Source organism: Flagellimonas hymeniacidonis (assembly GCF_008040165.1).
GTDB lineage: Bacteria > Bacteroidota > Bacteroidia > Flavobacteriales > Flavobacteriaceae > Flagellimonas > Flagellimonas hymeniacidonis.
The window spans coordinates 388081-413240 of record NZ_VRUR01000002.1 but is presented as its reverse complement, the minus strand read 5'-3'; the positions used below and the strand labels follow the sequence as shown (position 1 = coordinate 413240).

Sequence of the window (25160 nt, the reverse complement as noted above, 5' to 3'; positions counted from 1 at the left end):
ACAATTTTATGAAACAATTTAGCGTCCTATTTTTTGTGATGTTCTGCCTTAGCCTTTCCGCACAAAATGTAACATTAGATTATTACTTACCAGATGGTATTTCTTATAATCCAGATATCCCAAAACCATCAGAAGTAATAGGTCACGAAGTCGGAGAATGGCACGTAACCCACGACAAATTGGTGTTTTATATGCAACAGCTAGCCGCTTCAAGCGATAGGATGACTATTGAAAATAGAGGAGAAACTTTTGAAGGTAGACCTGTCCTTCTTTTAACGGTTACTTCTCCCAAAAACCATCAAAACATAGAAAACATAAGACAACAACATATTGCCTTGTCAGATGGAGAGGCTGGCCTAAATACTTCAGATATGCCCATAGTGGTCTATCAAGGCTTTTCCATTCATGGAAACGAAGCAAGTGGTGCCAATGCTTCCCTGGCCTACGCCTACTACCTTGCTGCAGCGCAGGGTTCAGAAATTGATGCAACCCTAGAAAACACCGTGATTCTTTTAGATCCCAGTTTTAATCCAGATGGATTGCAACGCTTCGCCTATTGGGCCAATACCAACAGAAGTGAGAATCTCAATCCAGATTCAAACGAAAGAGAGTATCACGAGGTATGGCCAGGTGGTCGTACAAATCATTATTGGTTTGATATGAACCGAGATTGGCTTCCAGTGCAATTACCAGAAAGCCGAGCTCGAATTGCCACTTTTCATAAATGGCTTCCCAATATTCTAACCGATCATCATGAGATGGGTACAAATTCCACCTTTTTCTTTCAACCCGGAGAACCAACAAGGGTAAATCCATTAACGCCGAAGGCCAACCAAGAATTAACAAAAGAAATTGCAACCTATCATGCCAAAGCACTTGATAAAATTGGTTCCCTTTACTATTCCGAAGAAAATTATGATGATTACTACTACGGCAAAGGGTCCACTTTCCCAGATGTCAACGGGAGTATAGGCATTCTTTTTGAGCAAGGCAGCTCTAGAGGCCATATCCAAGAAAGTGAAAATGGCACGCTAACCTTTCCCTTCACAATAAGAAACCAGTTTACAACGGCATTGTCAACAGTTGAGGCAGCTAAGAACATGCGCACCAAAATATTGAATTACCAACAGAAGTTTTATAGCGATATGCGTGCTGAGGGTTCAAGAAGCAGAACCAAAGCCATCATTTTTGGTGACAGCAAAGATGCATCCAAGACATGGCATTTGGCCGAAATCTTAAACAGGCATAAAATAAAGTTCCATGAATTGGCTTCAGATGCCACTATTTCAGGAAAAACCTATAAAAAAGGGTATAGCTATGTGGTTCCTATGAATCAAAAGAATCCAAGACTGATTAATGCCATGTTCGAGAAAAGGACAACCTTCCAAGACAGTCTTTTTTATGATATTTCCGCATGGACTTTTCCGTTGGCATTCAATGTGGATTATGCGAATGTAAGTTCACTTTCCAATGCAGGTCCAGAGGTGGTTGATTTTAAGGCTCTCATGGGTGAAGTCTCCAAAAAAAGTAATTATGCCTATTTGTTTGAATGGCATGAATACTACACCCCAAAAGCATTGAATAAAATTCTGGAAAAGGGATTGCGTGCAAAAACAGCCAAATCCCCTTTTACTTTAGAAGGCAAACAATACGATTACGGAACCATTATGGTTCCCGTCCAAAATCAGAAGCTGAATCCAAATGATTTATATGATTTTCTAACTGATGTAGCTCAAGAAAGCAAGATAAAAATCACTGCGGTTTCAACGGGTCTCACACAAGGAATTGATTTGGGAAGCAATGATTTTGATCCTATTAAAAAACAAAAAGTTGCTATTCTGGTGGGTGATGGGGTACGATCTTATGATGCTGGCGAAATCTGGCACTTATTTGATACACGCTATGACATGAAAATCACCAAAATCGACACCCGATATTTTAATACTGCAGATTTGAGCAAGTACACTGATATCATTTTGCCCAGTGGATGGGGCGATAAAATCTTGAATAAAGAAGGAGCCGAAAAAATAAAAAAATGGGTGAAAGATGGCGGGACAGTTATCGGGTACAGAAATACGGCCAAATGGTTTGAAAAAAATGAGTTCTTGAAGCTCGAAATGAAAAAAGACACCCTTGTTGCCAAAAACATCGCTTTTGACCAAAAAAGTGATTTTACAGGAGCACAGGTCACCGGAGGAGCTATTTTTGAAGCAAAACTCGACCGCTCCCACCCTATCAATTTTGGATACAAAAATAATCGGATAGCCATGTTCAGAAATACAAACATATATCTGAAACCTGAAAAAAACAGCTATGACAATCCAATTCAATACACTAATGACCCCTTGTTGAGTGGTTATATTTCCGAGGAAAATGAAGAACTGATTAAAAACAGTGTTCCATTTAAAGCAAAAAGAATGGGCAATGGTAGAGTCATACTTTTTACGGACAACACAAACTTCAGAGCTTTCTGGTATGGCACCAATAAGTTGTTGATGAACGCTATTTTCTTCGGGCAGATGATGTAGAATCCACGTCATTTTGCACCAAAATATGGAACCTAGAATAGTTTAACTTAGAAAATCAAAATCATGGCTAGAACTCCTAGCAATATGTTACCATTGGGAACTAAAGCGCCCTCTTTCATGCTGATAGATACGGTTTCCAATACCTCATATACTCTTGAGGACTTAAAGGGCAAAAAGGGAACTGTTGTCATGTTTATTTGTAATCATTGCCCATTTGTAATTCATGTAAACCCAGAGATTTCAAAACTTGGCAAGGAATATAAGGATAAAGGAATTGGGTTTATTGCAATTTCTAGCAATGATGTCATCAACTATCCCCAAGATGCTCCACATTTAATGAAACAAAAAGCTGCGGAGGTCGGATATTCATTTCCTTATTTATATGACGAAACCCAAGAAGTAGCCAAAGCCTACGATGCAGCTTGTACTCCCGATTTTTATTTGTTTGATGAGAATTTGAAATTGGTATATCGTGGACAATTGGATGATTCCAGGCCAGGAAATGAACTTTCTTTAACCGGAATAGATCTCCGGAGTGCCATAGAAGCACTTTTAAACGGGGAACAAATTGCCGAAGATCAAAAACCTAGTATTGGTTGCAATATAAAATGGGTAACCAGTTGACTCAAGATTTAAATAAATGGAGTTTAATATAACGGAAAGCATACAGATACTCACCAAAACACCTTCAGTCATTTCAAATTTGCTGAAGGACCTTCCAGAAACATGGATAAAAACCAACGAAGGCGTGGATACCTGGAGCCCATATGATGTGGTTGGACATTTAATTCATGGTGAGAAAACTGATTGGATTCCCCGTGCTTTAATTATTCTAGGTGAGAACGAAGACAAAGCCTTTGTACCCTTCGACAGATTTGCCCAACTCAAAAATAGCAGTAGTAGAACTTTGAAACAATTGCTTGCCGAATTTGAGGAATTGAGAACTGAAAACATTCAAAAGTTGCAAGCCTTATCTATTGATGAACAAACGCTAGAACGAAAAGGGATACACCCTGAGTTTGGCGAGGTGACACTTAAACAACTTTTGGCAACTTGGGTAGTGCATGATTTGGGGCATATCAACCAAATAACACGGGTAATGGCAAAGAATTATAAAATTGAAGTTGGCCCTTGGACTAAATATCTAGCGATTCTTCGGGACAAAAAATAAAAACTGATTTTGATAAACTAACTTTTGATAGAAAGATGAAAATCAATCCTAAAGAGGCACTTAAAAAGCTTGCAGCGCAAGAATCCCCTTTTATTACGCTATTTGAGCATGGAACCCTCTCCGTTGAAATGTATAAACCAGATAAAGTGGATTTACAACAACCACACACTAGAGACGAAGTTTATATTGTTGTATCTGGATCAGGCGAATTCTTAAATGATGGTGTAAGAACAGCAGTTGCTCCAGGTGATTTCTTATTTGTTCCTGCCGGAGTAGTGCATCGATTTGAGGACTTTACAGATGATTTTGCCACTTGGGTATTATTTTATGGTCCGGAAGGGGGCGAAAACCCATAATCTTTAGAGTATGGAAGCAATTCTAGAACCTTTAGTTGAAGCCACAATATCTGACTATATTAAAGTAGGCACACAATCATATAATGAACACTATTTACATCTTTGGGAAGGTCGAAACCCCAATCCGTATATCAGTCGTAGTTTTACCCAGAAAGTGGTTTCCAAGGATATACAAGACAATAATTTGAAACTCTTCTTGATAAAGGTTGACAAATCTATAGCTGGCATTGTCAAATTGGTATTAAACTCACCCTTGGATGAATATAGTGCCCAGGAAGCTTTGCTCGCTCAAAAAATATACCTCTTAAAAGCGTATTCTGGTCAAGGTTTGGGGAAAAAAGTACTAGCACTGATTGAAAAATATGCTAAAGATATGGGAAAGAAAATCCTTTGGTTGGATACCATGCAGAAAGGAGGACCTATCCAATTTTATTTAAAAAATGGATTTCAAATAAAAAAAGAAAGCGAGCTTACAATCCCTGGGGCTGTTCGTGCAGAGAAACCGATGTGGGTGCTAACCAAGGTGCTTTAGGCTACCAGCCCTCTCTTTTGATCAGATTCTCAATATGCGCAAAATGATGACTCCCGTGCCAAGCATAGCGGCCCACATTTTCTTCTAGTGTTGTTTCTTCATTACCATCCGGATGCGTAAACTTTCTTTGCAGTTGGTCTGGTGAAAGTCCTTTTAAAAGATACACCAGTTTGGCATGCACTGCTTTTAAGTGATCAAGGGACATTTGTATTGGAGCAGATTTTGCGTCGAACAGGTTGGACCAGCCCTTTTCCATATAGGGTTTGATTATTGGATTATCTTCCGTAAGCGCCCACTTAAATCGTATGTAGCTATGATGGTGACTATCCGAAACATGGTGCACAACTTGTCTTACTGTCCAACCTTCTGGCCTGTATAGGGTTTCCAATTGGGTTTCAGATAGCGGTGTAACCATATCTGCCAATCTTTGAGGTAAATGCTCTAAAATAGCAATCCAATCTTCCAAATGCTTCTTGGTTATTGGCTGAGGAATTTCATAAGTACCTATAGGATACCGAAGCTTTTCTAAAATATCTTTTTCCATAGGTTAAAAATAACAAACTTTGATGTTGTACATGATAAGAAACATGACCAAAATCATTTGAAAAAATAAAACTTTAATACACTTTTAACGGCCATAAAATCATGGATGTTAATGATCCATTAAATTTGTATGTCAATAAAAATTCAATCTTAAAATAGTATTCATGGCAACACTCAGATTAGGCGATACAGCCCCAGACTTTACAGCAGAAACTTCCCAAGGAACTCTCAATTTTTATGATTATTTAGGTGATGGATGGGGAATTTTGTTCTCACATCCAGCAGATTTTACTCCAGTATGTACCACAGAACTTGGAACAGCTGCCAAGTTTAAGGGAGAATTTGAAAAACGAAATGTAAAAATGATGGCTTTGAGTGTTGATGGAGCAGAGTCTCATGCGGAATGGATCAAGGATATCAACGAAACTCAAAATACAGTTGTCAATTTTCCCATTGTTGCAGATGAGGATAGAAAAGTATCTGACTTGTATGATATGATTCATCCGAACGCCAATGATACGCTTACAGTTAGGTCAGTATTCATCATAGGTCCAGACAAAAAGGTAAAACTGACTTTGACATATCCAGCTTCCACAGGGCGTAATTTTTATGAATTACTTCGTGTTGTGGATTCCTTACAGCTAACTGCCCATCATAAAGTGGCTACCCCAGCCAATTGGGAACATGGCGAAAAGGTTGTGGTTAGTCCCGCAATACCAACAGAAGAGGCCAAAGAAATCTTTTCTAAAGGTGTAGAAGAAGTAAAACCTTATTTGCGTTTAACCCCAGATCCAACGGCATAATCACAATATCAGAAAATAAAAAAGGGAAAAAAAACGATATCTACATAAATTAAACGTACCTTCGCGGCTCATTTAATTATTTAACATTTAGTAATGAGTAAAGGAACAGTAAAATTCTTCAACGATTCAAAAGGCTACGGCTTTATCACTGAAGAAGGTTCAAACACAGATCACTTCGTACACGTTTCAGGTTTAATCGATGAAATTAGAGAAGGTGACGCAGTAGAATTCGAACTACAGCAAGGTAAAAAAGGATTGAACGCCGTAAACGTACAAGTTATAGATTAAGGTTACAGTACACTTTTTTATAAAACAAAACCCCAAGCACAGCTCGGGGTTTTTTTTGTTTACAATTTTGTTTAAAGATTACGCAACCAATTGCCATTTCATAATCTAAAGCTTAAACAAACTTGTTCCCCAGCAACCATTAAACAGACAACACTATGAATACCTTTTTTGCAATCCTTTCCGTTTTGCTCGCCATTAATATTGTATTGCTGCTGCTAAGTGTAAACAGTTCTAAAAAGTAGTTTTTAGTCTACAGATTTTTTAATCTCTAATAAAAGGAAAATATCCTAAGACAATATAGTAGGGTATTTCTGCGTTCGGTTGTTATAAAGATAAGTTCCCCAGAAACAAAATCTTGAACAAATGAGCACCTTTTTTGTCGTATTGCTTTTATTACTTGCCCTTAACCTTTGTTTGTTATTGGTAAGTGTAAATAGATCAAAATAAAAAAAGCTCCCAAATTTGGAAGCTTTTTTATCTTATAGGAAATAGGTTTTATTAGTCAGCCTATTTTACATTCATTAACTCCACATCAAATATTAAGGTAGCATCTGGCGGTATAACACCTCCGGCACCAGCACTTCCATATGCCAATTGCGATGGAATTACAAAACGTGCCTTATCTCCTACTTTTAGCAAAGCTATTCCTTCATCCCAGCCTGGAATCACTTGCCCAACTCCCAAAGTAAAATCGATAGGTTGATTTCTACTATAAGAAGAATCGAATACCTGTCCGTTGGTTAAGCTCCCTTCATAATGAACAGAAACAGTTTTCCCTTTTTCTGCTTGAGTACCACTTCCTTGTTGAATCATTTTATAGCGTAGACCGCTCGTTGTAGTATCAAATCCTGCTGCCAATTTTTCCATTTCTGCTTCTGCTTGCGCCTTGGCTTCTGCAATTCTTTTTTCACGAGCACCTTCAAAATTTCTAAAAGCTTCTATGGCATTCCACGCTTCTGCTTCTGCTCCAACTCTAACAATTTCCAACGTATCTAAAGCGTCTCCTTGAGCAATAGCATCTACTATATCTTGCCCACTTTCCACATGACCAAAAACGGTATGTTTGTTATCTAACCAAGGTGTCGCAACATGCGTGATAAAAAACTGGCTTCCATTGGTGCCCGGTCCAGCATTGGCCATAGATAACACTCCAGGGCCGCTATGCGTTAACTCTGAGTGAAATTCATCATCAAATTTATAACCTGGGTCACCTGTTCCGGTTCCTTGAGGACATCCTCCTTGAACCATAAAGTCGGCGATTACTCGGTGGAACTTCAACCCATTATAATAAGGATTTCCCTGTGGTTTAACACTATTTTCCATATTCCCTTCGGCCAAGGCCACAAAGTTACCCACAGTCCCTGGGGTTTTATCATGAGTCAATTTTACTAAAATCTCCCCTTTTGTTGTATTGAATTTTGCGTAGATTCCTTCTTGCATTGCTTTTATTATTTGATTATTCGATTTCTCGAATTTAGGGCGCAAAGATACAGTTTTTTAAGTGTTGGACTTTTATCAAATTTGCAAATTGAATTCTTGAGCTATTTTGGAAAACTAACTTCCGATAATCGCTTTATAATAAGGTTTTTTTTGCATACATCAATTTTTTGTAACTTTAAGAACCTCCGACCTTTAGAGCAAAATCTATCCATAAATTCATAGTTATGAAAAAATATCCTTTATTAGTAATCTCACTGTTGACATTACTAATCAGCTGTAAAGGCAATAGCCAACAAAAACCTGAAAACAGTCTCAACTGTTCCGAATATTGGGCCAACGTTAGGATGAATGATTTTTGTGGTCTGGCTGCGGGCCATTTTGAATTTAATACCATCCCCGTAGATATCTGCAACGCTGACCAAAATGATGATACCTACCCCTTTGATGATCTTGTTTCCATTAGAGTGTACAATCATTTTTCAGAAGTTGCCGCCAAGCAAGCATTTAATCAAGAAGAAGCAGATGCAGTTGCACTGGGCAATTATTTAGTCGCTGATGATATAGGTGATGATGGTTTTGCTCTTATCTCTGTTCAGTTTGGAGAACTGGACTCAGCGATCATACAAACAGTCAAAGGTACTTTCACCGTTTATGTAGAAGTTAACGGCAAGGCACATAACGGAGCTCGTAATTGTTTTGATAAAGACACCGTACTTGAATTTGCCAAAGCATTAGTGCATCCGTTATAAACAAAACTGACTTAACTATTATAAAATTTCTCTATCCTTTAATCTTTGTGGATGGAATAGTTCCATATTTATCCATCAAATACACCAAACTGGCCATGGTTGCCGCCCCCAATTCCAATTCACGCTTGTTTACATGCTCAAAAGTGTCATTTTCTGCATGATGGTGATCAAAATAGCGCTGGGAATCTGGCCGTAAGCCTGCAAGAACCAAACCTTCACTCTTTAATGGGCCTATATCCGCACCACTATAGCCTTTAACAAACATGTGAATCAAATAAGGTTCGAATAAACTTTTCCAACCCTGCACTTGTTTTAGGTTTTCCTCAGAGCAATCAAAAGAAAAGCCTCTTGGCGTAAATCCGCCTGAATCACTCTCCAAGGCAAATACATGTTTTTCATTTTTACGTTGTGCAACCTCTGCATATTTATTTCCACCGCGAAGTCCGTTTTCCTCATTCATAAACAATACCGCTCGAATAGTGCGTTTTGGTTTGTATCCAGATATTTTCAATAAGCGTAGCACATCCATACTCTGTACACAGCCAGCACCATCATCATGAGATCCATCTCCCAAATCCCAAGAATCTAGGTGTCCGCCAACCACCATAACTTCATTTGGATAGGTCGTTCCTCTGATTTCTCCAATAACATTATAGGATTCCACATCTTCAAATTGCTTGCAATTTTGTTTGAAATAGAACTTTATGTTTGGGTTCAGTTTAAGTGTAGTACTTAGTAGTTCCGCTGCATTAGTACTGATCGCTGCAGCTGGAATACGACTGGCAACTGGAGTATCTCCATAACTCATAGAGCCGGTGTGGGGATAATCGTCCAAACGTAAATTTACGGAACGCACAATAACCCCTGCCGCTCCATATTTTCCTGCCTCTGCTGCACCAGCATATCGCTGGTCCACACAGCCTGAGTAGGCCGCAAATGTGCTTATTTGGGTTGGATCCATAGGTCGATTGTAAAAAACAATCTTGCCTGATATTTTTTCTTTCCCCAGCTTTTCTAAATCTTCTATGCCCTGTACTTCAATGATATTGGCTTTTAACCCACCATCTGGGGTTGCCACTGATCCGCCAAGGGCACAAATGGGAACATTGGTAGTGAGTCCTGGCTTTGTTTCTATATAGGCAAACTCAGGGGTGCCTCTCACCCATTTAGGCACCATTACGGGTTGTAACCATACCCTATCCAGTCCCATAGAATCTAATTGTCCCTTTGTATAGTCCACAGCTTGTTGGGCCTGTACAGATCCAGATAACCGGCCTCCAATCTGATTCGATAGGTGATTTAGCCAGTCATAGGCTTTTCCTTTGGTCAGGGCGAGGTCATAAATTGCCTTTAGTTGTTTTTCATCATCAGATTGTGAGAAAAAAGGGGTGCTTGCCAATAAAAAGACTAAAAGTAAGGTTGTTCTCATTCGTTTTCTTTTTCCAATTCTTGTTTAAAGCTTTCTAAATTAGCCTTTATTTTTTCCTCCAACTCTGGTTCTTGCACATCTTTATGTTTTTTTAACGCTTCTAATAAAATGGATGCAACAATTACACGGGCGGCTTTTTTATTATCAGCTGGAACTACATACCAAGGAGCGTGCTCTTTTGAGGTTTTGTTAATGGCTTCTTCATAACAGGTTTGATAGGCATCCCACAACTTTCGTTCTTTGAGGTCTCCTGCAGAAAACTTCCAGTTTTTCTCTTTTAATCGTAATCTTCTCAATAATCGCTGACGCTGTTCTTCTTTGGATAAATGAAGAAAGAATTTGAATATCAAGGTGCCGTTTTCCGCTATATGCCTTTCAAAATCATTTATTTGTCGATATCTGTTTTCCCAAAAAGCCTCATCTATATCGGATACAGATTCAATCCCCGGAATATTCTCTCCGAGAATATATCCAGGATGCACCTTGGTAACCAATACATTTTCATAATGTGTTCTATTAAACACGCTGAACTTTCCACGTTCCGGTAAAGCTATATAGTGGCGCCAAAGATAATCATGCTTCAATTCCAGTTCGGTGGGCACTTTAAAACTGTGTACTACTACCCCTCTTACATTAAAATCCTTAAAAACTTCTCTAATTAGGCTATCCTTACCGGAAGTATCCATTCCTTGTAGGCATACTAGCACTCCATATTTTCCATGAGCATACAGCATGTCCTGAAACTTGCCCAAATCTTCTCTAATATGCTCTAAATCCTTTTTTAGCTCCTTCTCTGACTTATTAAAATCCTCATAGGTGCTCTTCTTCGACAATTCTATGGGGTTCTTTATTTGATAGGAGGTTATTTCCACTTTTTCCATAAGAATGAATATAGCCTTTTTTGGTCATTCATTCAACCATCCCTTAAAAACTGCAGTTCAACGATCCTTTTTACATCTTATAGTTTTAGATCGTGTTTTATCGATTATTTTTTACTTCCAAACGATTCTTCCTGTAATTTAGTAGGAAACATAAGACGCAAAGTCCCAAATCTAGCGTTATGAAAACAAAAAAGATTATTCTCTTTATAGTCTTTATTATAGGCGTTCTTAGCCTATTATTAATGACTTCATTCACTACTCGGAATGCATGTGAGTATGCTAATTCCAATTTGGAATACATAAAAAGTCAGACGCAAGCCGCTATAGTTGCAGATGATTTTGAAATGTCCAAGTATTTTGCATACAAGGCATTAAACAGTATTGAAAAAACCAAATTTAACTTTATAGATTGCGGATGTGAAGGCACCATTGAAAGTCTTGAAAAAACCCTCTCCCATCTTAAAAAAGCTACTATAGCAGAATCTCAGGAAACTTCTAAAAAATCCTTGCACAGGGCATTGGAAAGTACAGAGATAGGTATTAAAGTGCTTAAAATCTTTGAACAGGAATTCTCAAGTTCTTATGGCAATGCCACACTTGTTTTAAATACTAAAGATGCTATACATAGTCAAGGTGGTATTCTATTGCCCCAAGGTGAACTTTTACGTCAAAAAGTACATGACTGTTTATTGGGTTTTGAGACCTCTTTGGATAAAGTGGTGAAAGGGGTGGAATGCCAAGAAGCTTCTAGGTTTATCTCTAAAATTCATGAAGAAGCCAGACTTATTCTGTTAAACACAGAACTATCTGAACCAAAAAAGCAGTATCATCAGCGAGTTAAAACCATTACACAAGATGCTCTTGTGAAATTAGGGGAGTGCTCGATAGATTAACTTATTTGCTTGCAAATAGTTTTACATCTTCTTCGGATACTTCTTTACCGCCAAGTATAATTAATCGTTCCACTACATTGCGTAGTTCACGAACATTTCCTGTCCAGTCATACCCTTTTAATAATTCAAGAGCTTTCTTCGAAAAATCTTTGGGTGTAGTTCCTTGTTCCGAGGCTATTTTTTGGGAAAAATGGTCAATCAACATAGGAATATCGTTGCGCCTATCATTCAAAGCGGGAACCTTAATGAGAATAACGGCTAAACGATGGTATAAATCTTCGCGAAACCTACCTTCTTCTATCTCCTTTTTAAGATCTTTGTTCGTGGCGGCCAAAACGCGAACATCTACTTTAATATCCTTATCCGTGCCTACTCTTGAAATTTTACTTTCCTGAAGTGCCCTAAGCACTTTAGCTTGGGCAGACAAACTCATGTCTCCTATCTCATCCAGAAAAATGGTTCCTTTATTTGCGGCCTCAAACTTACCCGCTCTATCTTTTACAGCCGACGTAAACGCCCCCTTAACATGACCAAAAAGTTCACTTTCTATCAATTCCGAAGGAATTGCCGCACAGTTAACTTCTATAAATGGAGCTGATGACCTTGGACTTTTTTCGTGCAACCAGTGGGCCACCAGTTCTTTTCCTGTACCATTTGAGCCTGTTATAAGCACACGCGCATCTGTAGGCGCCACTTTTTCAATGATTTCCTTAATAACACCTATCTCATCGCTCTCCCCAATCATTTCATAGTTTTTGGAGACCTTTTTTTTCAAAATTTTGTTTTCAACCACCAGCTCCTTTCTATCCAACGCGTTCCTAACAGTGGTCAACAATCGGTTTAAATCTGGTGGTTTAGAAATGTAATCAAAGGCTCCAAGACGCATCGTATTTACCGCTGTATCTAAATCTCCATGTCCAGAAATCATAATAAAAGGAATCTCTGGCTTTATTTTTTTGGCTGCTTCAAGGACTTCTACCCCATCCATTTTTGGCATTTTAATATCACACAGTACCAAATCAAAATCTTCCTTTTTAATTGCTTCAATCCCCCTTAACCCATCCTCTGCTTCATTTACATTATAGGAATCACTTTCTTCGCTTAAAATCTTGACCAACACTCTTCTGATTGCCGATTCATCTTCTATTACCAATATTTTTGACATACTTTCCTATTTAAAAAATTCCAATTTTGAAGCCTGTTCTAATATAGATATTTGCTTCGTCATTTAATACAAAAACATCTTTTCTATCATCGCTTCGTAGTTTTCCTTCTTGAACCAAAGATCTACCTACTGTTGCATATATGGACATGCGTTTTGATATGTTGTACTGATAACCCAATGTTCCAATTAAAGCTGAAAGAGAAATCTTTGACCCCACTTGATTATTCTGTAAAGGAATATTGTTTTGGATATTTATGAAGTACCCATCCAATAATAATGCCATTTCCAAAGTGTGTTTTTTGGCAACATGGTGTTTAAATGTAGATTTGGGAATACCCAATGTATAGGACCATTTTGGATGAAACCTTCGGTAATAACTAATCAAAGGCAATGGGATGGGTAAACCGGTGGTGCTATTATAAGACAATCCCAGCACAATTCTAAAGGGTTTTTCTGCTTTTTGATTCTCTTTCCATAAGGTTGCTGTGGCATTAAAAAAGAAATCGTCAGTTATGGTGCCGCTGGTGAAATTTGATGCAAACCTTGGTGTTATTATTGTTACAAAATTCCAATTTTCGTTCCATTTGGTAATGAATCCGAGGTTTAAATCCACAACGTGAAATCGAATCAATTCGCTTTGATCAAAAGGAAAGTTCTGGGAATATCCCACATCCAATTTATTATACTCCAAACCCGTAATGAGGTAATCCTTCTTTTCATTCAACTTAATGGGCAAGTTAAAAAGCGCTTTATAACGTTGCGTTTTTATTCCAGTATCATTTTCTGGGATATTAAGGTATTCAAACTTAAAAATATCCGAGCTTTGACAAGTTCCTGAATGATAAAAGAGCATACCAAGGGTTAAACTTAGTGCCCAAATTACTTTATGATATGTAGCGGTTTTTATTTCTCTTGAGGTTTTTGATGCTGCATGATGTGAACATCTCGTTGCGGGAACGGAATGCTAACGTTATTTTCCTTGAACTTCGTATTTATTTTATATCTAATATCACTTTTGATTTTAGGATCACCAAAACTATCGTTGGTGAAAAAATGAAGGGAAAAATGCAGTGCCGAATCTCCAAAATCATCAAACAACACAAAAGGCTTTGGGTTTTTTAGCACCTGTCTTTGTTCAGCGGCCACCTCTTCCAATAATTTGGTAACCAAATCTACATCGCTGCTATATGCCACACCAACCTTTACGCTTTCTCGAGTGGTTCTATGGTTTTGGGTATAATTATGAACGATATCGCTAATGAATTTGTGATTTGGAATAATAATTACCTTATCATCTCGAGTAATCGCCCTTGTAGTTCTCAATTTAATTTCAAAAATCTTACCCACTTTACTATCTACCTCAACAATGTCGCCTACTTGAAGGGATTTATCTATTATAATAAAAATACCGCCAAGAATATCCTGGAATAATTCTTGAAGTGCCAATCCCAATCCTACGAAGAGTGCCGCCGACGCGGTAATGATAAGCGTGATATCTATCCCAGCTGCACTTAATGTGACCAGGACCACCACCAGATAAATTACATAATTGATAAACTTAAAAACACTGGAAAATTTCTGTTTATCCTCCTGCTCCATTTTGCGGGTGAATAGATATCTCAACCATTTAAGCAGGAATTTTGTAACGATAAAGGCAATAGTCAAAAGCAATAACAGACCAACTGTAAGGTGAATGGATTTCTCCCCTTCTCCAAGGTGGATGCCAAGATTCATAAAATCCTTAATAGATCCCCAAATATCTTCTCGGATAATTTCCTTTATTTCGCTGGTTTCTTCTTGCATAGTTCTTTAATATCGTAACCATTTAAATAATTCCCTATATGTAGGTCGCTTACCATACATCAATATGCCCACTCTATAAATTTTGGCGGCTAACCATACAATGGCTAAAAATGCCATGATAAGTAAAACAATGGACAGTATAAACTGCCACAAAGGTACTCCACCTTCTCCAATTCCCCCCGGAAGTCGCATCAGCATCACTATTGGTGATGTTAGCGGAAATAAGGAAAATCCTACCGCCACAGGTCCGTGGGGGTTTCCAAAAACAGAAAAGAATCCCACATAAATGCCTAACATCAAGGGTAAAATTACTGGAAAAACAAATTGTTGCGTATCCGTTTCGTTATCCACAGCCGCACCAATTGAAGCATAAATAGAGCTATAAATAAAATATCCTAAAATAAAATAGATTAAAAAAGAGCTTATCAAAAGTGCCCAAGGAATATTCATGATTTCCATGGCATACAACATCATGTCGCTATCTGGCGAGGCAGGAAATTGACCCACAGCATTCATATTTCCCCGAGTCATGGTGTTTTCTGTAGCCATAGCGCCCAAGTCAATATCTAAAAACAACACAACAAGAAATAGTAATAGCGAGGCAGAGATAATCCAAATAACAAATTGTGTTATCCCAGCTAGGGACGTCCCTATTATTTTACCCAGCATTAATTGAAAGGGCTTGACAGATGAAATAATCACTTCTATAATTCTGCTGGTTTTCTCTTCAATAACACTTCTCATTACAAAGGTTCCGTATATGATGATAAACATCATAATTGCGTAGCCAAACAAACCACCAATCCATACCTTTATCTCATTAATCCCTTTAACGCTTTTTGCGCCCTCAAAAGTCGCCAAGTTAATTTCAAAAGGTTCTTCCACCGCTGAAAACTGCTCAACTGAGACTCCTAAATCTACAAGTCTTTTTTGTCGTAGTTTTTTCTGAAAAACACCTTCCAAACGCTGTGTAATGTTAGTGTTGGGATTATCCTTAGTATATAAATATGAGGCATTGGCAACCCCCTCTATTTGTGATTTGTTGGGGAGGTGTAGTAATCCGTAGTATCCCAATGAACTTGTAGAATCCTTAGCTTCTTGTAGTGAAATATTCTCAAAAAGCACATAAGACATGCTTTCCGTAGCCTTAAACTCCGTTTTGAAAAATTGGCTCTCATTTAGTACTGAAATGACTCTTTTCTCGCTGTCATTTATTTTGGTGAGATAAGCAATAAGCACAATCATTCCCACTATTAAAATAGGACTCAAAATCGTCATTATGATGAACGATTTATTTCTCACTTTGGCCAAATACTCCCGTTTAATAATTAGCCCCAGCTTATCTATCATTTTCCTTATTATTTACGGTTTGAATAAAGATATCATTGGCTGAAGGAATGGTTTCTTCAAAGCGATTGACATTTGCTTTACTTGATAAGTCGGACAAAACCTTAGCCGTGTTGTTAGATGGCAGTTGGACGGTAAAATCCAATTGTTTTTCATTTGGATCAAAACTTGAAGTCAAAATTTGATAACGTTCTTCAAGGATTTTTAAAAATTCTTCTCCTTCTTGTGCTACTTCCAAGCCAACATTAAAGATATTGTTTTTGTATGCTTTTTTAATTTCGGAGAGTTTACCGTCCAAAATCTTCTCTGATTTATGTATTAGGGCAATATGATCACAAAGTTCTTCCACAGACTCCATCCGGTGGGTAGAAAATATAATAGAGGTCCCTTTCTCCTTGAGCAGTAGGATTTCATCCTTTATAATATTTGCATTTATAGGGTCAAATCCACTAAAAGGTTCATCAAAAATTAGCAATTGGGGTTCATGTAAAACCGTTACAATAAACTGAATTTTTTGGGCCATTCCTTTAGAAAGCTCCTGAATCTTTTTATTCCACCAGTCGCCAATATCCAAGCGTTCAAACCAATATTTTAATCTTTTTTTGGCTTCGCTTTTGGAAAGACCTTTAAGTTGGGCCAGATACAACGCCTGCTCTCCTACTTTCATGCTTTTATAAAGTCCTCTTTCTTCTGGTAAATATCCGATAAGCGAAACATGTTCCGGCAGTAAGGGGCTCCCATTAAACAAAACTTCTCCTGAATCTTGGTAGGTTATTTGATTTATGATGCGAATAAAAGTGGTCTTTCCAGCCCCATTAGGGCCCAAAAGCCCATAAATGCAATTCTTTGGGATTTCAAGTGAGATGTTGCTCAATGCAGTATAATCTCCATAGGATTTGGAGACGTTTTTGGCAACAAGGATGTTATCCATTTAAACAATTTTTTCAAAGATATGTATTTGCCCAAAAAGACCACTACGCCTTTAAAAACAAAACCCACCCTTAAAAAATCAAGGATGGGAAAAAAATTGCTATGAAAAAGAAAATTAGATGCTGGTTTCCCAACATCAGTTTCAAATATACGTTTTTTATTTAAACAGAAAAGCATTTATGCGCTAGGAGAACATATCTTTAACCTTTTCAAAAAAGGACTTATCCGATTTTTCAGGCTTTGGCACAAAGTTTTCGTCATTCTGCATGCGTTCAAAAAACTCTTTTTGCTCCCTATTGAGTTCTCGTGGGGTCCAAACGTTCACATGTACCAACAAATCACCGCTACCATACCCATTAATACTGGATATTCCTTTGCCTCTTAATCTTAGTATTTTTCCAGATTGAATTCCAGGCTCTAGTTTTATTCTCACCTTCCCTCCCACGGCATCAATCTCTTTTGAACTGCCCAAAACGGCTTCCGAAAAACTGATATATAGATCGTAATGAAGATTATCACCCTCTCTTTTTAGCGTATCGTGCTCAACGGTTTCTATGGCTACCAATAAATCCCCTGGAATTCCATTTCCTGGGGCTCCATTTCCTTTACCGGAAACTTTTAATTGCATGCCTTCTTCAACACCTGGTGGAATTTTAATGGAAACCGTTTCCTCCTCCGTCTTCAACCCTTGTGCATCTGCTCCGCTAGGCCTCTTATCAATGGACTGACCAGCTCCTCCGCATGTATTACACGTAGTCGCAGTCTGCATTCGCCCAAGAATCGTATTGGTAATCTTCGTGACCTGTCCGCTTCCGTTACATGTTGGGCATGTTTTGTACGTAACTCCTTCTGCCTGTACCTTTCTCCTGACCTTTACTTTTTTCTCAACACCATTGGCAATTTCTTCCAATGTTAATTTTACTCTTATGCGAAGATTACTTCCTTTTACACGGCGTTGTCCACCGCCAAAACCTCCGAAACCACTAAATCCGCCACCAAAAGCGCTTCCAAAAATATCTCCAAACTGACTGAAAATGTCATCCATGTTCATGCCTCCACCGCCAAAACCAGCTCCACCTTCAAAGGCAGCGTGACCAAATTGGTCATACTTTGCACGTTTATCTGGGTCGCTTAAAACTTCATAGGCCTCAGCTGCTTTTTTAAACATTTCTTCGGCCTTGGTATCACCCGGATTCTTATCTGGGTGAAATTCAATGGCTTTTTTCCGATATGCCTTTTTAATTTCAGCTGCAGATGCTCCTTTGGATACGCCCAATATTTCGTAAAAGTCTTCCTTCATAAATTCTTAATTACCAACGACCACTTTCGGGTGTCGAATGATACGATCTCCAAGCTTAAATCCTTTTTCGACCACATCTATTATTTTGCCTTTCATCTTTTTATTAGGCGCCGGAATCTGAGTAATTGCATCATGAACCTCCGCATCGAAAACATCACCTTCTCCAACTTCCACTTGCTCTAAGCCTTTTCCTTTTAAAGTTTCTTTGAGTTTATTACTGATGAGCTCCACTCCCTTAAACATTTCTTTATCCTCAGATTTAGAAATTTCCTTAAGTGCCCTATCAAAATCATCTAAAACAGGCAATAGGGAAACAATCACTTCTTGACCGGCAGTTTTAAAAAGATCCATACGTTCTTTTGAAGTTCTTTTTTTAAAATTTTCAAATTCTGCAAAAAGTCTTAAAAACTTGTCTTTTTCCTTCGCCAAATCTCCACGCAATTGATCTTCTACAGAAGCTTCAGTGTCTGCTCCTACCTCATTTTCTGTATTCGTGCTTTCCTTGCTCAGTTCAGGATTTTCAACTATTTGGGAATCATTCAACTCCCCGTCCATTTCCTCAACCTTACTTTTCTTGCTCATATACCGTTTATTTTATTTCCTTTTTTGAAGTGGCAAAAGTACTGCCAATTGTCTAAAAATGTCAAAATGTCACAAGAAATCATAAAAAAATCCGCCATAGGCGGATGGGTCTATTTATACCTTTATTAAATAATGCTAAACAAATTCCTTATTCATAGAAGTCATCTGTGATTCGTTGTCCTTTTTTCCTGGTGAAAAAAGGTTCTCAAAAGCAGCACCTATATTGGGATGTTGAAAAATAAACCCTTTTTCCTCAATGTGCTTACAACTAACACGTTGACTTGCAAAAAGCAGGTATGACATTTCACCCAAAATAAGCTGCATTGCAAACTCGGGTACATTCGGGAGGATTAGAGGTTTATTGAGAATTCTGGCCAATTCCTTGGTCATCTTCGCATTGGTTACTGGATTTGGAGCTACTGCATTAAAAACTCCTTCAAGTTTATTTTCCAGTACAAAAACAAAAATCTGTGCTAAATCTTCAATATGAATCCAGGATTGCCATTGATTTCCAGTTCCGAAGGCTGCCCCAACAAAGTTTTGAATAGGTCGTGCCATTTTAGGCAATGCTCCTCCCAAAACTGATAGCACAATACCTATTCTAACTTTGGAAACACTAAAATTAAAGGTATTGAATGTATCTATTTCACTTTCCCATTTTTCTACGACCTCACCTAAAAAACTATCATCAACCTCCGCTTCATTTTCATCATAATAATTGATAAGGGAATTGGGGTAAATCCCAATCGCTGAAGCTGAAACAAAAGATTTTATTGAAGTGGAATCAATCTGCTCAAGTGCTTTGCGCAGAGTTCGTAAGCTATCTATTCTACTGGAAAGTATTTTCTTCTTGTAAGCTGAGGACCATCTTTTGGAAATACTGGCTCCAGCAAGATTTATTATCGCGGAAACACCCTCTAAACTGGATACATCTATTTCACCTTTGGATGGATTCCAATAAAAACCATTAAAATCTTTGGCCGAACCTATTTTTTGTCTTTTTGTGGTCAAATAATTCACAGATATGCCTTTCTCGTGCAACGCCTTTACTATGGCTTTGCCCACTAATCCCGTAGCACCTGTAATCAACACCTTCATACAATCATTTTGAAACAAATTTAACGGATTAAACCACTGTTTTTCAGGGATTAATTAAGGTTTAACACAATTGTTTAAACTTTAAACAAATTTATGATAATATGGAGCGATCAATTAACACTGCTTTAGTAAAATCCTAAATTTTAATTGCCCTCAACATTTCGCGTTTCCCAGGTGGTCCGGGCAATCTTTCAACCCTAAATCCAACAGCTTGCAAAGCCCTTCTTACACTACCTTTAGCTGCATAGGTCACTAGCACCCCATCGTCTTTAAGGGCCTGGTACATTCTAAAAAAAATCTCCTCTGTCCATAACTCAGGTTGGACCCTGGCGCCAAAGGCATCAAAATAAATAAGATTAAACAGATTGATGTCATTTATCGATTTAAAATCTTTCATCTGTTTTGTAAGATGAAAATCCTTGGTAATGGAAATACGTTCTTCCCATGTTGAATCATGCATTTTTTGAAAAAACTCCTGAGTGTCTAACGCATCCAACTGGGAGCAATAATCCAAAGCTGCAACTTCTTCCAAAGAAACGGGAAATGCCTCAACGCCAACATAGTCTAATTGTAGGTTTAATTTTTTCATTTCCAACAGTGTGATCAGTGCATTCAGCCCTGTACCAAAGCCAATTTCCAACAAATGCACATGAGTGTCTTTAAATAGTCGCAATCCGTGCTCTATAAAAACATGATAGGCCTCTTGTATAGCTCCATGTTTGGAATGATATTGTTCATCCCAATCTTCAATTTGGATTGTTTTTGACCCATCGCCTGTTACTATTATTCTTCTTTTCAAAATATTGTATCCTATAATTACCAATAATTGCCATCATTTTCTGCCATCTTTTAAACAAGATGCATTAAAAATGTTAAATCCATCAGAGATTGGGAAAATCTTAAAATTTCAGACGGAAACTGCTTAATTTTAATCTAAAAGTAAGCAATGCTATTGCGTAATGTTTAATTTTATCGGTTCAAATTCTTTAAGCATGGGAACAATGACAAATACTGTGATGGTTGAAAAAGCAAAAGTTTCAAAAATCAATGAGGTTGATTTTGACAATCTCCCTTTTGGTAGTGTTTATAGCGACCATATGCTAGTCTGTGATTATAAGGACGGGAAGTGGAATGCTCCCAAGATAATGCCATATCAGCCTTTGACACTGGATCCTTCCGCAAAAATATTCCATTATGGGCAATCCATTTTTGAAGGTATGAAAGCCTATAAGGACGATGAAGGCAGCATCTGGTTATTTAGGCCATTAGAAAATTTTAAACGATTGAACAAATCGGCCAAGCGAATTGCCATACCTGAACTTCCTGAAGAATATTTTATGGAAGGACTCACTACGCTTTTACAATTGGATAGTGATTGGATTCCGCAAAACCCTGGAAGTTCTTTATATGTGCGACCTTTTATCCTGGCTTCGGGAACGGGGTTTCATGCTTCACCAGCAGATGAATATAAATTTATTATTGCTTGTGCCCCTTCAGGCGCATACTTTTCAGGTAAGGTAAGAGTACTGATCGAGGAGAATTATTCAAGAGCCGCTAATGGAGGTGTTGGCTACGCTAAGGCTGGCGGAAATTATGCCGGACAGTTTTATCCAACGCAATTGGCGATAGATAAGGGATACAATCAGGTTATTTGGACCGATGACAATACCCATGAATATATTGAGGAGGCTGGAGCAATGAACATATTTGTTCGGATAAACGATACTTTAATAACAGGGCCAACCAGTGATCGTATATTGGACGGCATTACCCGTAAGAGTATTTTGGATATTGCAGAAGATGAAGGAATTGCGACTGAAGTTCGAAAAATTTCAGTGACCGAAGTTGTTGAAGCAGCTAAAAATGGAAGTCTAAAGGAAATGTTTGGTGCTGGTACAGCTGCGGTGGTATCACCTATTGCTGGTTTTGGCTATAAAGAAACCGACTATGATTTGCCTGAACTGACAAATAGCTATGCTTCTTTACTAAAAAAGCGAATTACCGATATTCAATACAACCGAGCTGAAGATAAATTTGGCTGGCGGTACAAAGTATAAATAAAAAAGGGCGTCTAAGACGCCCTTTTTTATTTATCCAATACCCCTTGAATATTCGGTTTAAAATAGTTGGGGCCCTTAAGCACTTTTCCGTCCTCACGATAAATGGGCTTGCCATCTTCCCCCAGCTTACTCATATTACTTCGTTGAATTTCTTCAAACACTTCTTCAATCTTATATTGCATTCCATGTTCCAAAATGGTACCGCAAAGAATATATAGCATATCCCCTAAAGCATCGGCTACTTCAATAAGGTCATTATTAGTTGCAGCCTCTAGGTACTCTTTGTTTTCTTCATCCATAAGATTGAATCGAAGTAGGTTTTTGTCAGTACCTAAATTGGCTGTGGGTTTTTGGGACACACCAAGTCCAAAAGAGTTATGAAACAGTTCAACTGCCTTTATTTTACTTTCCATTATACTTGAATTGCTTTAGTTTTGCATAAAAATATAAAATATGTTCAGCTCAGGACAATTAATTTTTGCGGCACTATTTGTAGTAGTTTTTATTGTCATTATAGCGTCGATGTACAGAAAGGACAAATCCACTCACCAAAAAAATTATAAAGGGGTAAAATGGATTTTGATTTCTTTTATCACATTCATAATATTCCTGTTCCTAGTTAAGCACTTTCTTAAAAATTAACAACAATATTGATTTCCCTACAAAAATCAAGCATTTTACAACTTTTATCAGAGAGCAACTCGTAGACTATAGGAAAAGCCGTACTTTTGTTTAACTATAGTTTGGCAACCTCCAATGACAACATTTTTAAGCATTTTATTCATTTTACTGGCAATTAATGCAATCCTGCTAGTGTTTAGTGTTAATGGAGCCAGTAACAAGACTAAAAACTCTGCTCGAAAAGCTTCAGATACAGCGCTTACAAAAATTCTGCCTCGTGAGTCTTCTGAGACTGAATACAAGAAAGCTGTTTAGTTTGTACCTTTAGGGTATGAAGCAGGCTTTACTTGTTTTTTTAGGCGGCGGATTGGGTAGTGTTCTTCGCTACGTTTTATCAAAGCCTTTAAATGTTTTACTACAAAATTTCTTCTTAGGTACTTTTTTGGTCAATATGTTTGGCTGTCTTCTTATTGGCATTGTTCTAGGACTGTCCTCACGTAACAATTTACTGTCTGTGAACAACTCATTGTTCTTGGCTACCGGCTTCTGTGGCGGATTTACCACCTTTTCCGCTTTTGCTTTTGAAAAGCACAGTCTACTAAAAAATAGTGAACTTTTTCATTTCTCTGTGTACACCATTGCTAGTGTTGTAGTGGGTGTGTTGGCCGTTGCACTTGGCCTTTGGCTCTCAAAACTTGGAGAGTAGTTATAAAATCAGTTTTTCATAATTCCATTTGTTGGTTATTAAACATTTTTCATCAAAATCGATGATTTGTGCTTTAAATCGTTGACATGCAGCCATCGTTTGCGTAAAAAATCATTAAAAATCCAATAATATCATATTTATTATTAGATACCCCTAAAATTATAGGGGTATTTTTTTTTAAACTATAAAAATTGAATCAATGACCCCTAAATATTTATGGTCTTAAATGAATTAACATATATTTGGCTCATCAATTAACTATTTATTATGAAAAAAGTCGAGGCAATTATTAGAAAATCAAAATTTGATGAGGTGAAAAAAGCACTTCATGAGATTGAGGTAAACTTCTTCAGTTACTGGGATGTAACGGGAGTAGGTAATGAAAAACAAGGACATGTGTATAGAGGTATTTCTTATAGTACTTCAGATATACAGAGAAGGTACTTGGTCATTGTAGTATCAGATGACTTCTTGGACCGCACCGTAGAAACCTTATTGAATTCTGCTTCCACAGGAAATGTAGGGGACGGGAAAATCTTTGTTTCCGATGTTATTGAAGCATACAGAGTAAGAACAAAAGAAAGCGGGAGCGCCGGAATAAACTAATCAACTAAACTAACTAACAATATTTAAAGATTATGGACGCAGGATTATTTACAGCGAATAACGTATGGATGATGGTTTGTACCGCTCTAGTGTTTTTTATGCACTTGGGTTTCTCTTTCTTAGAGATTGGCCTTACCAGACAAAAGAATACGGTAAACATTTTATTCAAAAATGTATTTATTATATGTGTTGGACTCCTATTATATTATATAGGCGGATTCAATTTAATGTATCCAGGATTTGAGGACGGCGATATGGGCTTTCTTAAATTCGCAGGTTTTGGAATTGCAGCGCCTGAAGGCGGAATGACCCCAGACTATGCAGATGGAGGTTACACTTGGTGGACAGATTTCTTGTTCCAAGGAATGTTTGCCGCAACCGCAGCAACCATTGTTTCTGGAGCAGTAGCCGAACGGGTTAAACTTGGTGGCTTTATGATTTTTACAATTATATATGTAGGCCTTGTCTACCCAATAGTGGGCTCATGGCAATGGGGTGGTGGATTCCTTTCTTCATTATCTTATGGAGATGCAGAAGGGTTCTATGATTTTGCCGGTTCCACACTGGTTCACTCTGTAGGCGGTTGGGGAGCTTTGATTGCCATCTATCTTTTAGGCTCTAGAATTGGAAAATTTGGAGAAGATGGAAAACCAAAAGCTATACCTGGTCACAACCTGCCATTGGCAGCAGCAGGTGTTCTCATCCTTTGGTTAGGATGGTTCGGGTTTAATGGTGGATCCGTACTTTCAGCAGATCCAGCGGGCACTTCATTGGTATTGGTAACCACATGTTTGGCAGCAGCAGCAGGCGGAGTTTCAGCATTCTTAACCTCATGGATCAAATACAAGAACTTTGATCTAACCATGTTCTTGAATGGTATTCTTGGAGGATTGGTAGGTATCACAGCAGGCGCAGATCAAATGTCTCCCAACGAGGCAGTAATTATCGGACTTCTAGCGGGTATCATCATCGTATTCGGAGTCGCCCTTATCGACAAGCTTAAGCTTGATGATCCTGTAGGTGCCGTAGCAGTGCACTTAATTTGCGGTATCTGGGGAACCTTGGCGGTAGGCATATTTGGAGAACTTGCTGGGGTGGATCAGTTCCTAGTACAGTTGGCTGGTGTTGGTGCGGCGGCAGTATTCTGCTCCCTTACTGCATTTATCATATTGTTCACCATTAAGAAAGTTGCTGGCTTAAGAGTCTCCGAAAAAGAAGAATTGGAAGGCTTGGATATCCACGAACACGGCATGGATGCCTACGCAGATTTTAGAATGAATCAACACTAACATATAAAAAGGAAACGGAGCGTTTGGCAGAACGCTCCGT

General features: G+C 38.1%; 27 protein-coding genes. 13 read left to right on the top strand and 14 right to left on the bottom strand.

The window, feature by feature from the left end; genetic code table 11:
- Positions 1–8: 8 nt before the first annotated feature.
- The 5 genes from FVB32_RS10700 to FVB32_RS10680 all read left to right on the top strand — a co-directional run bounded on the left by FVB32_RS10700 (position 9) and on the right by FVB32_RS10680 (position 4587).
- Positions 9–2528 (top strand): M14 family metallopeptidase, encoded by a 2520-nt coding sequence (locus FVB32_RS10700; protein WP_147743790.1) that lies wholly within the window; start codon positions 9–11, stop codon positions 2526–2528.
- Positions 2529–2591: 63 nt separating this feature from the next.
- Positions 2592–3152: a thioredoxin family protein gene (locus tag FVB32_RS10695; RefSeq protein ID WP_147743789.1), complete on the top strand. Its 561-nt coding sequence runs from the start codon at positions 2592–2594 to the stop codon at positions 3150–3152.
- Positions 3153–3168: 16 nt separating this feature from the next.
- Positions 3169–3699, top strand: a complete 531-nt coding sequence (locus tag FVB32_RS10690) for a DinB family protein (protein WP_147743788.1) — start codon at positions 3169–3171, stop codon at positions 3697–3699.
- A gap of 35 nt (positions 3700–3734) precedes the next feature.
- Positions 3735–4055 (top strand): cupin domain-containing protein, encoded by a 321-nt coding sequence (locus FVB32_RS10685; protein ID WP_147743787.1) that lies wholly within the window; start codon positions 3735–3737, stop codon positions 4053–4055.
- Positions 4056–4065: 10 nt separating this feature from the next.
- Positions 4066–4587, top strand: a complete 522-nt coding sequence (locus tag FVB32_RS10680) for a GNAT family N-acetyltransferase (RefSeq protein WP_147743786.1) — start codon at positions 4066–4068, stop codon at positions 4585–4587.
- A 1-nt stretch (position 4588) separates the two neighbouring features.
- On the opposite strand, the gene FVB32_RS10675 is transcribed toward FVB32_RS10680, so the two are convergent.
- Positions 4589–5131, bottom strand: coding sequence for a YfiT family bacillithiol transferase (locus FVB32_RS10675; protein WP_147743785.1), 543 nt, complete (start codon positions 5129–5131; stop codon positions 4589–4591).
- A gap of 163 nt (positions 5132–5294) precedes the next feature.
- Between FVB32_RS10675 and FVB32_RS10670 the strand changes: the two genes are divergently transcribed.
- The gene (locus FVB32_RS10670; RefSeq protein WP_147743784.1) at positions 5295–5933 is read left to right on the top strand and encodes a peroxiredoxin; all 639 of its coding nucleotides are present in this window, start codon (positions 5295–5297) and stop codon (positions 5931–5933) included.
- 93 nt (positions 5934–6026) lie between these two features.
- The gene (locus tag FVB32_RS10665; RefSeq protein ID WP_055397609.1) at positions 6027–6221 is read left to right on the top strand and encodes a cold-shock protein; all 195 of its coding nucleotides are present in this window, start codon (positions 6027–6029) and stop codon (positions 6219–6221) included.
- Between the two features lie 507 nt (positions 6222–6728).
- Here the strand turns inward: FVB32_RS10665 and FVB32_RS10660 are convergent.
- Positions 6729–7661 (bottom strand): peptidylprolyl isomerase, encoded by a 933-nt coding sequence (locus tag FVB32_RS10660; RefSeq protein ID WP_147743783.1) that lies wholly within the window; start codon positions 7659–7661, stop codon positions 6729–6731.
- Positions 7662–7885: 224 nt separating this feature from the next.
- On the opposite strand from FVB32_RS10660, the gene FVB32_RS10655 reads away from it, so the two are divergent.
- Complete coding sequence (locus tag FVB32_RS10655) at positions 7886–8410, top strand: hypothetical protein (protein ID WP_147743782.1); 525 nt, start codon at positions 7886–7888, stop codon at positions 8408–8410.
- 31 nt (positions 8411–8441) lie between these two features.
- On the opposite strand, the gene FVB32_RS10650 is transcribed toward FVB32_RS10655, so the two are convergent.
- Complete coding sequence (locus FVB32_RS10650) at positions 8442–9839, bottom strand: M28 family peptidase (protein ID WP_147743781.1); 1398 nt, start codon at positions 9837–9839, stop codon at positions 8442–8444.
- On the bottom strand, positions 9836–10720 hold the full coding sequence (locus FVB32_RS10645) for a PPK2 family polyphosphate kinase (RefSeq protein ID WP_147743780.1): 885 nt from the start codon (positions 10718–10720) through the stop codon (positions 9836–9838). The genes FVB32_RS10650 and FVB32_RS10645 overlap by 4 nt, the downstream gene beginning before the upstream one ends.
- 179 nt (positions 10721–10899) lie before the next feature.
- On the opposite strand from FVB32_RS10645, the gene FVB32_RS10640 reads away from it, so the two are divergent.
- Entirely contained in the window at positions 10900–11613 is a 714-nt protein-coding gene (locus FVB32_RS10640; RefSeq protein WP_147743779.1) for a hypothetical protein, read from the top strand.
- A gap of 1 nt (position 11614) precedes the next feature.
- Here the strand turns inward: FVB32_RS10640 and FVB32_RS10635 are convergent, their stop codons facing one another.
- The 9 genes from FVB32_RS10635 to mnmD form a co-directional block, all read right to left on the bottom strand.
- Entirely contained in the window at positions 11615–12778 is a 1164-nt protein-coding gene (locus FVB32_RS10635; RefSeq protein ID WP_147743778.1) for a sigma-54-dependent transcriptional regulator, read from the bottom strand.
- A 10-nt stretch (positions 12779–12788) separates the two neighbouring features.
- The gene (locus FVB32_RS10630; RefSeq protein ID WP_246139870.1) at positions 12789–13631 is read right to left on the bottom strand and encodes a DUF6268 family outer membrane beta-barrel protein; all 843 of its coding nucleotides are present in this window, start codon (positions 13629–13631) and stop codon (positions 12789–12791) included.
- 50 nt (positions 13632–13681) lie between these two features.
- The gene (locus FVB32_RS10625; protein ID WP_147743776.1) at positions 13682–14581 is read right to left on the bottom strand and encodes a mechanosensitive ion channel family protein; all 900 of its coding nucleotides are present in this window, start codon (positions 14579–14581) and stop codon (positions 13682–13684) included.
- A 6-nt stretch (positions 14582–14587) separates the two neighbouring features.
- Positions 14588–15928: an ABC transporter permease gene (locus tag FVB32_RS10620; RefSeq protein ID WP_147745047.1), complete on the bottom strand. Its 1341-nt coding sequence runs from the start codon at positions 15926–15928 to the stop codon at positions 14588–14590.
- The gene (locus tag FVB32_RS10615; protein ID WP_147743775.1) at positions 15921–16859 is read right to left on the bottom strand and encodes an ABC transporter ATP-binding protein; all 939 of its coding nucleotides are present in this window, start codon (positions 16857–16859) and stop codon (positions 15921–15923) included. Before FVB32_RS10615 ends, FVB32_RS10620 begins: the two co-directional genes overlap by 8 nt.
- Before the next feature lie 183 nt (positions 16860–17042).
- Positions 17043–18158: a molecular chaperone DnaJ gene (gene dnaJ / locus FVB32_RS10610; protein ID WP_147743774.1), complete on the bottom strand. Its 1116-nt coding sequence runs from the start codon at positions 18156–18158 to the stop codon at positions 17043–17045.
- Positions 18159–18164: 6 nt separating this feature from the next.
- Positions 18165–18740 carry a nucleotide exchange factor GrpE gene (locus FVB32_RS10605; RefSeq protein ID WP_147743773.1) on the bottom strand — a complete coding sequence of 192 codons (576 nt, stop codon included), beginning with the start codon at positions 18738–18740 and terminating at the stop codon, positions 18165–18167.
- Positions 18741–18875: 135 nt separating this feature from the next.
- On the bottom strand, positions 18876–19838 hold the full coding sequence (locus tag FVB32_RS10600) for a TIGR01777 family oxidoreductase (RefSeq protein ID WP_147743772.1): 963 nt from the start codon (positions 19836–19838) through the stop codon (positions 18876–18878).
- A 136-nt stretch (positions 19839–19974) separates the two neighbouring features.
- Entirely contained in the window at positions 19975–20637 is a 663-nt protein-coding gene (mnmD, locus tag FVB32_RS10595; protein ID WP_147743771.1) for a tRNA (5-methylaminomethyl-2-thiouridine)(34)-methyltransferase MnmD, read from the bottom strand.
- 193 nt (positions 20638–20830) lie between these two features.
- Here mnmD and FVB32_RS10590 point away from each other — a divergent pair, with 193 nt between their 5' ends.
- Positions 20831–21895: a branched-chain amino acid aminotransferase gene (locus tag FVB32_RS10590; RefSeq protein ID WP_246139869.1), complete on the top strand. Its 1065-nt coding sequence runs from the start codon at positions 20831–20833 to the stop codon at positions 21893–21895.
- Between the two features lie 29 nt (positions 21896–21924).
- Here FVB32_RS10590 and FVB32_RS10585 read toward each other — a convergent pair whose 3' ends face one another.
- On the bottom strand, positions 21925–22311 hold the full coding sequence (locus FVB32_RS10585; protein WP_147743770.1) for a pyrophosphohydrolase domain-containing protein: 387 nt from the start codon (positions 22309–22311) through the stop codon (positions 21925–21927).
- A 539-nt stretch (positions 22312–22850) separates the two neighbouring features.
- Here FVB32_RS10585 and crcB point away from each other — a divergent pair.
- The 3 genes from crcB to FVB32_RS10560 all read left to right on the top strand — a co-directional run bounded on the left by crcB (position 22851) and on the right by FVB32_RS10560 (position 25120).
- Positions 22851–23225 carry a fluoride efflux transporter CrcB gene (crcB, locus tag FVB32_RS10570; RefSeq protein ID WP_147743767.1) on the top strand — a complete coding sequence of 125 codons (375 nt, stop codon included), beginning with the start codon at positions 22851–22853 and terminating at the stop codon, positions 23223–23225.
- Between the two features lie 267 nt (positions 23226–23492).
- Entirely contained in the window at positions 23493–23831 is a 339-nt protein-coding gene (locus tag FVB32_RS10565; RefSeq protein WP_147743766.1) for a P-II family nitrogen regulator, read from the top strand.
- 32 nt (positions 23832–23863) lie between these two features.
- Positions 23864–25120 (top strand): ammonium transporter, encoded by a 1257-nt coding sequence (locus FVB32_RS10560; protein WP_147743765.1) that lies wholly within the window; start codon positions 23864–23866, stop codon positions 25118–25120.
- Positions 25121–25160: the final 40 nt, after the last annotated feature.

Coding starts and splice junctions, on each gene's coding strand:
- FVB32_RS10700 (WP_147743790.1), top strand. CDS start 9: ATGAAACAATTTAGCGTCCTATTTTTTGTGATGTTCTGCCTTAGCCTT.
- FVB32_RS10695 (WP_147743789.1), top strand. CDS start 2,592: ATGGCTAGAACTCCTAGCAATATGTTACCATTGGGAACTAAAGCGCCC.
- FVB32_RS10690 (WP_147743788.1), top strand. CDS start 3,169: ATGGAGTTTAATATAACGGAAAGCATACAGATACTCACCAAAACACCT.
- FVB32_RS10685 (WP_147743787.1), top strand. CDS start 3,735: ATGAAAATCAATCCTAAAGAGGCACTTAAAAAGCTTGCAGCGCAAGAA.
- FVB32_RS10680 (WP_147743786.1), top strand. CDS start 4,066: ATGGAAGCAATTCTAGAACCTTTAGTTGAAGCCACAATATCTGACTAT.
- FVB32_RS10675 (WP_147743785.1), bottom strand. CDS start 5,131: ATGGAAAAAGATATTTTAGAAAAGCTTCGGTATCCTATAGGTACTTAT.
- FVB32_RS10670 (WP_147743784.1), top strand. CDS start 5,295: ATGGCAACACTCAGATTAGGCGATACAGCCCCAGACTTTACAGCAGAA.
- FVB32_RS10665 (WP_055397609.1), top strand. CDS start 6,027: ATGAGTAAAGGAACAGTAAAATTCTTCAACGATTCAAAAGGCTACGGC.
- FVB32_RS10660 (WP_147743783.1), bottom strand. CDS start 7,661: ATGCAAGAAGGAATCTACGCAAAATTCAATACAACAAAAGGGGAGATT.
- FVB32_RS10655 (WP_147743782.1), top strand. CDS start 7,886: ATGAAAAAATATCCTTTATTAGTAATCTCACTGTTGACATTACTAATC.
- FVB32_RS10650 (WP_147743781.1), bottom strand. CDS start 9,839: ATGAGAACAACCTTACTTTTAGTCTTTTTATTGGCAAGCACCCCTTTT.
- FVB32_RS10645 (WP_147743780.1), bottom strand. CDS start 10,720: ATGGAAAAAGTGGAAATAACCTCCTATCAAATAAAGAACCCCATAGAA.
- FVB32_RS10640 (WP_147743779.1), top strand. CDS start 10,900: ATGAAAACAAAAAAGATTATTCTCTTTATAGTCTTTATTATAGGCGTT.
- FVB32_RS10635 (WP_147743778.1), bottom strand. CDS start 12,778: ATGTCAAAAATATTGGTAATAGAAGATGAATCGGCAATCAGAAGAGTG.
- FVB32_RS10630 (WP_246139870.1), bottom strand. CDS start 13,631: ATGCTCTTTTATCATTCAGGAACTTGTCAAAGCTCGGATATTTTTAAG.
- FVB32_RS10625 (WP_147743776.1), bottom strand. CDS start 14,581: ATGCAAGAAGAAACCAGCGAAATAAAGGAAATTATCCGAGAAGATATT.
- FVB32_RS10615 (WP_147743775.1), bottom strand. CDS start 16,859: ATGGATAACATCCTTGTTGCCAAAAACGTCTCCAAATCCTATGGAGAT.
- dnaJ (WP_147743774.1), bottom strand. CDS start 18,158: ATGAAGGAAGACTTTTACGAAATATTGGGCGTATCCAAAGGAGCATCT.
- FVB32_RS10605 (WP_147743773.1), bottom strand. CDS start 18,740: ATGAGCAAGAAAAGTAAGGTTGAGGAAATGGACGGGGAGTTGAATGAT.
- FVB32_RS10600 (WP_147743772.1), bottom strand. CDS start 19,838: ATGAAGGTGTTGATTACAGGTGCTACGGGATTAGTGGGCAAAGCCATA.
- FVB32_RS10590 (WP_246139869.1), top strand. CDS start 20,831: ATGGGAACAATGACAAATACTGTGATGGTTGAAAAAGCAAAAGTTTCA.
- FVB32_RS10585 (WP_147743770.1), bottom strand. CDS start 22,311: ATGGAAAGTAAAATAAAGGCAGTTGAACTGTTTCATAACTCTTTTGGA.
- crcB (WP_147743767.1), top strand. CDS start 22,851: ATGAAGCAGGCTTTACTTGTTTTTTTAGGCGGCGGATTGGGTAGTGTT.
- FVB32_RS10565 (WP_147743766.1), top strand. CDS start 23,493: ATGAAAAAAGTCGAGGCAATTATTAGAAAATCAAAATTTGATGAGGTG.
- FVB32_RS10560 (WP_147743765.1), top strand. CDS start 23,864: ATGGACGCAGGATTATTTACAGCGAATAACGTATGGATGATGGTTTGT.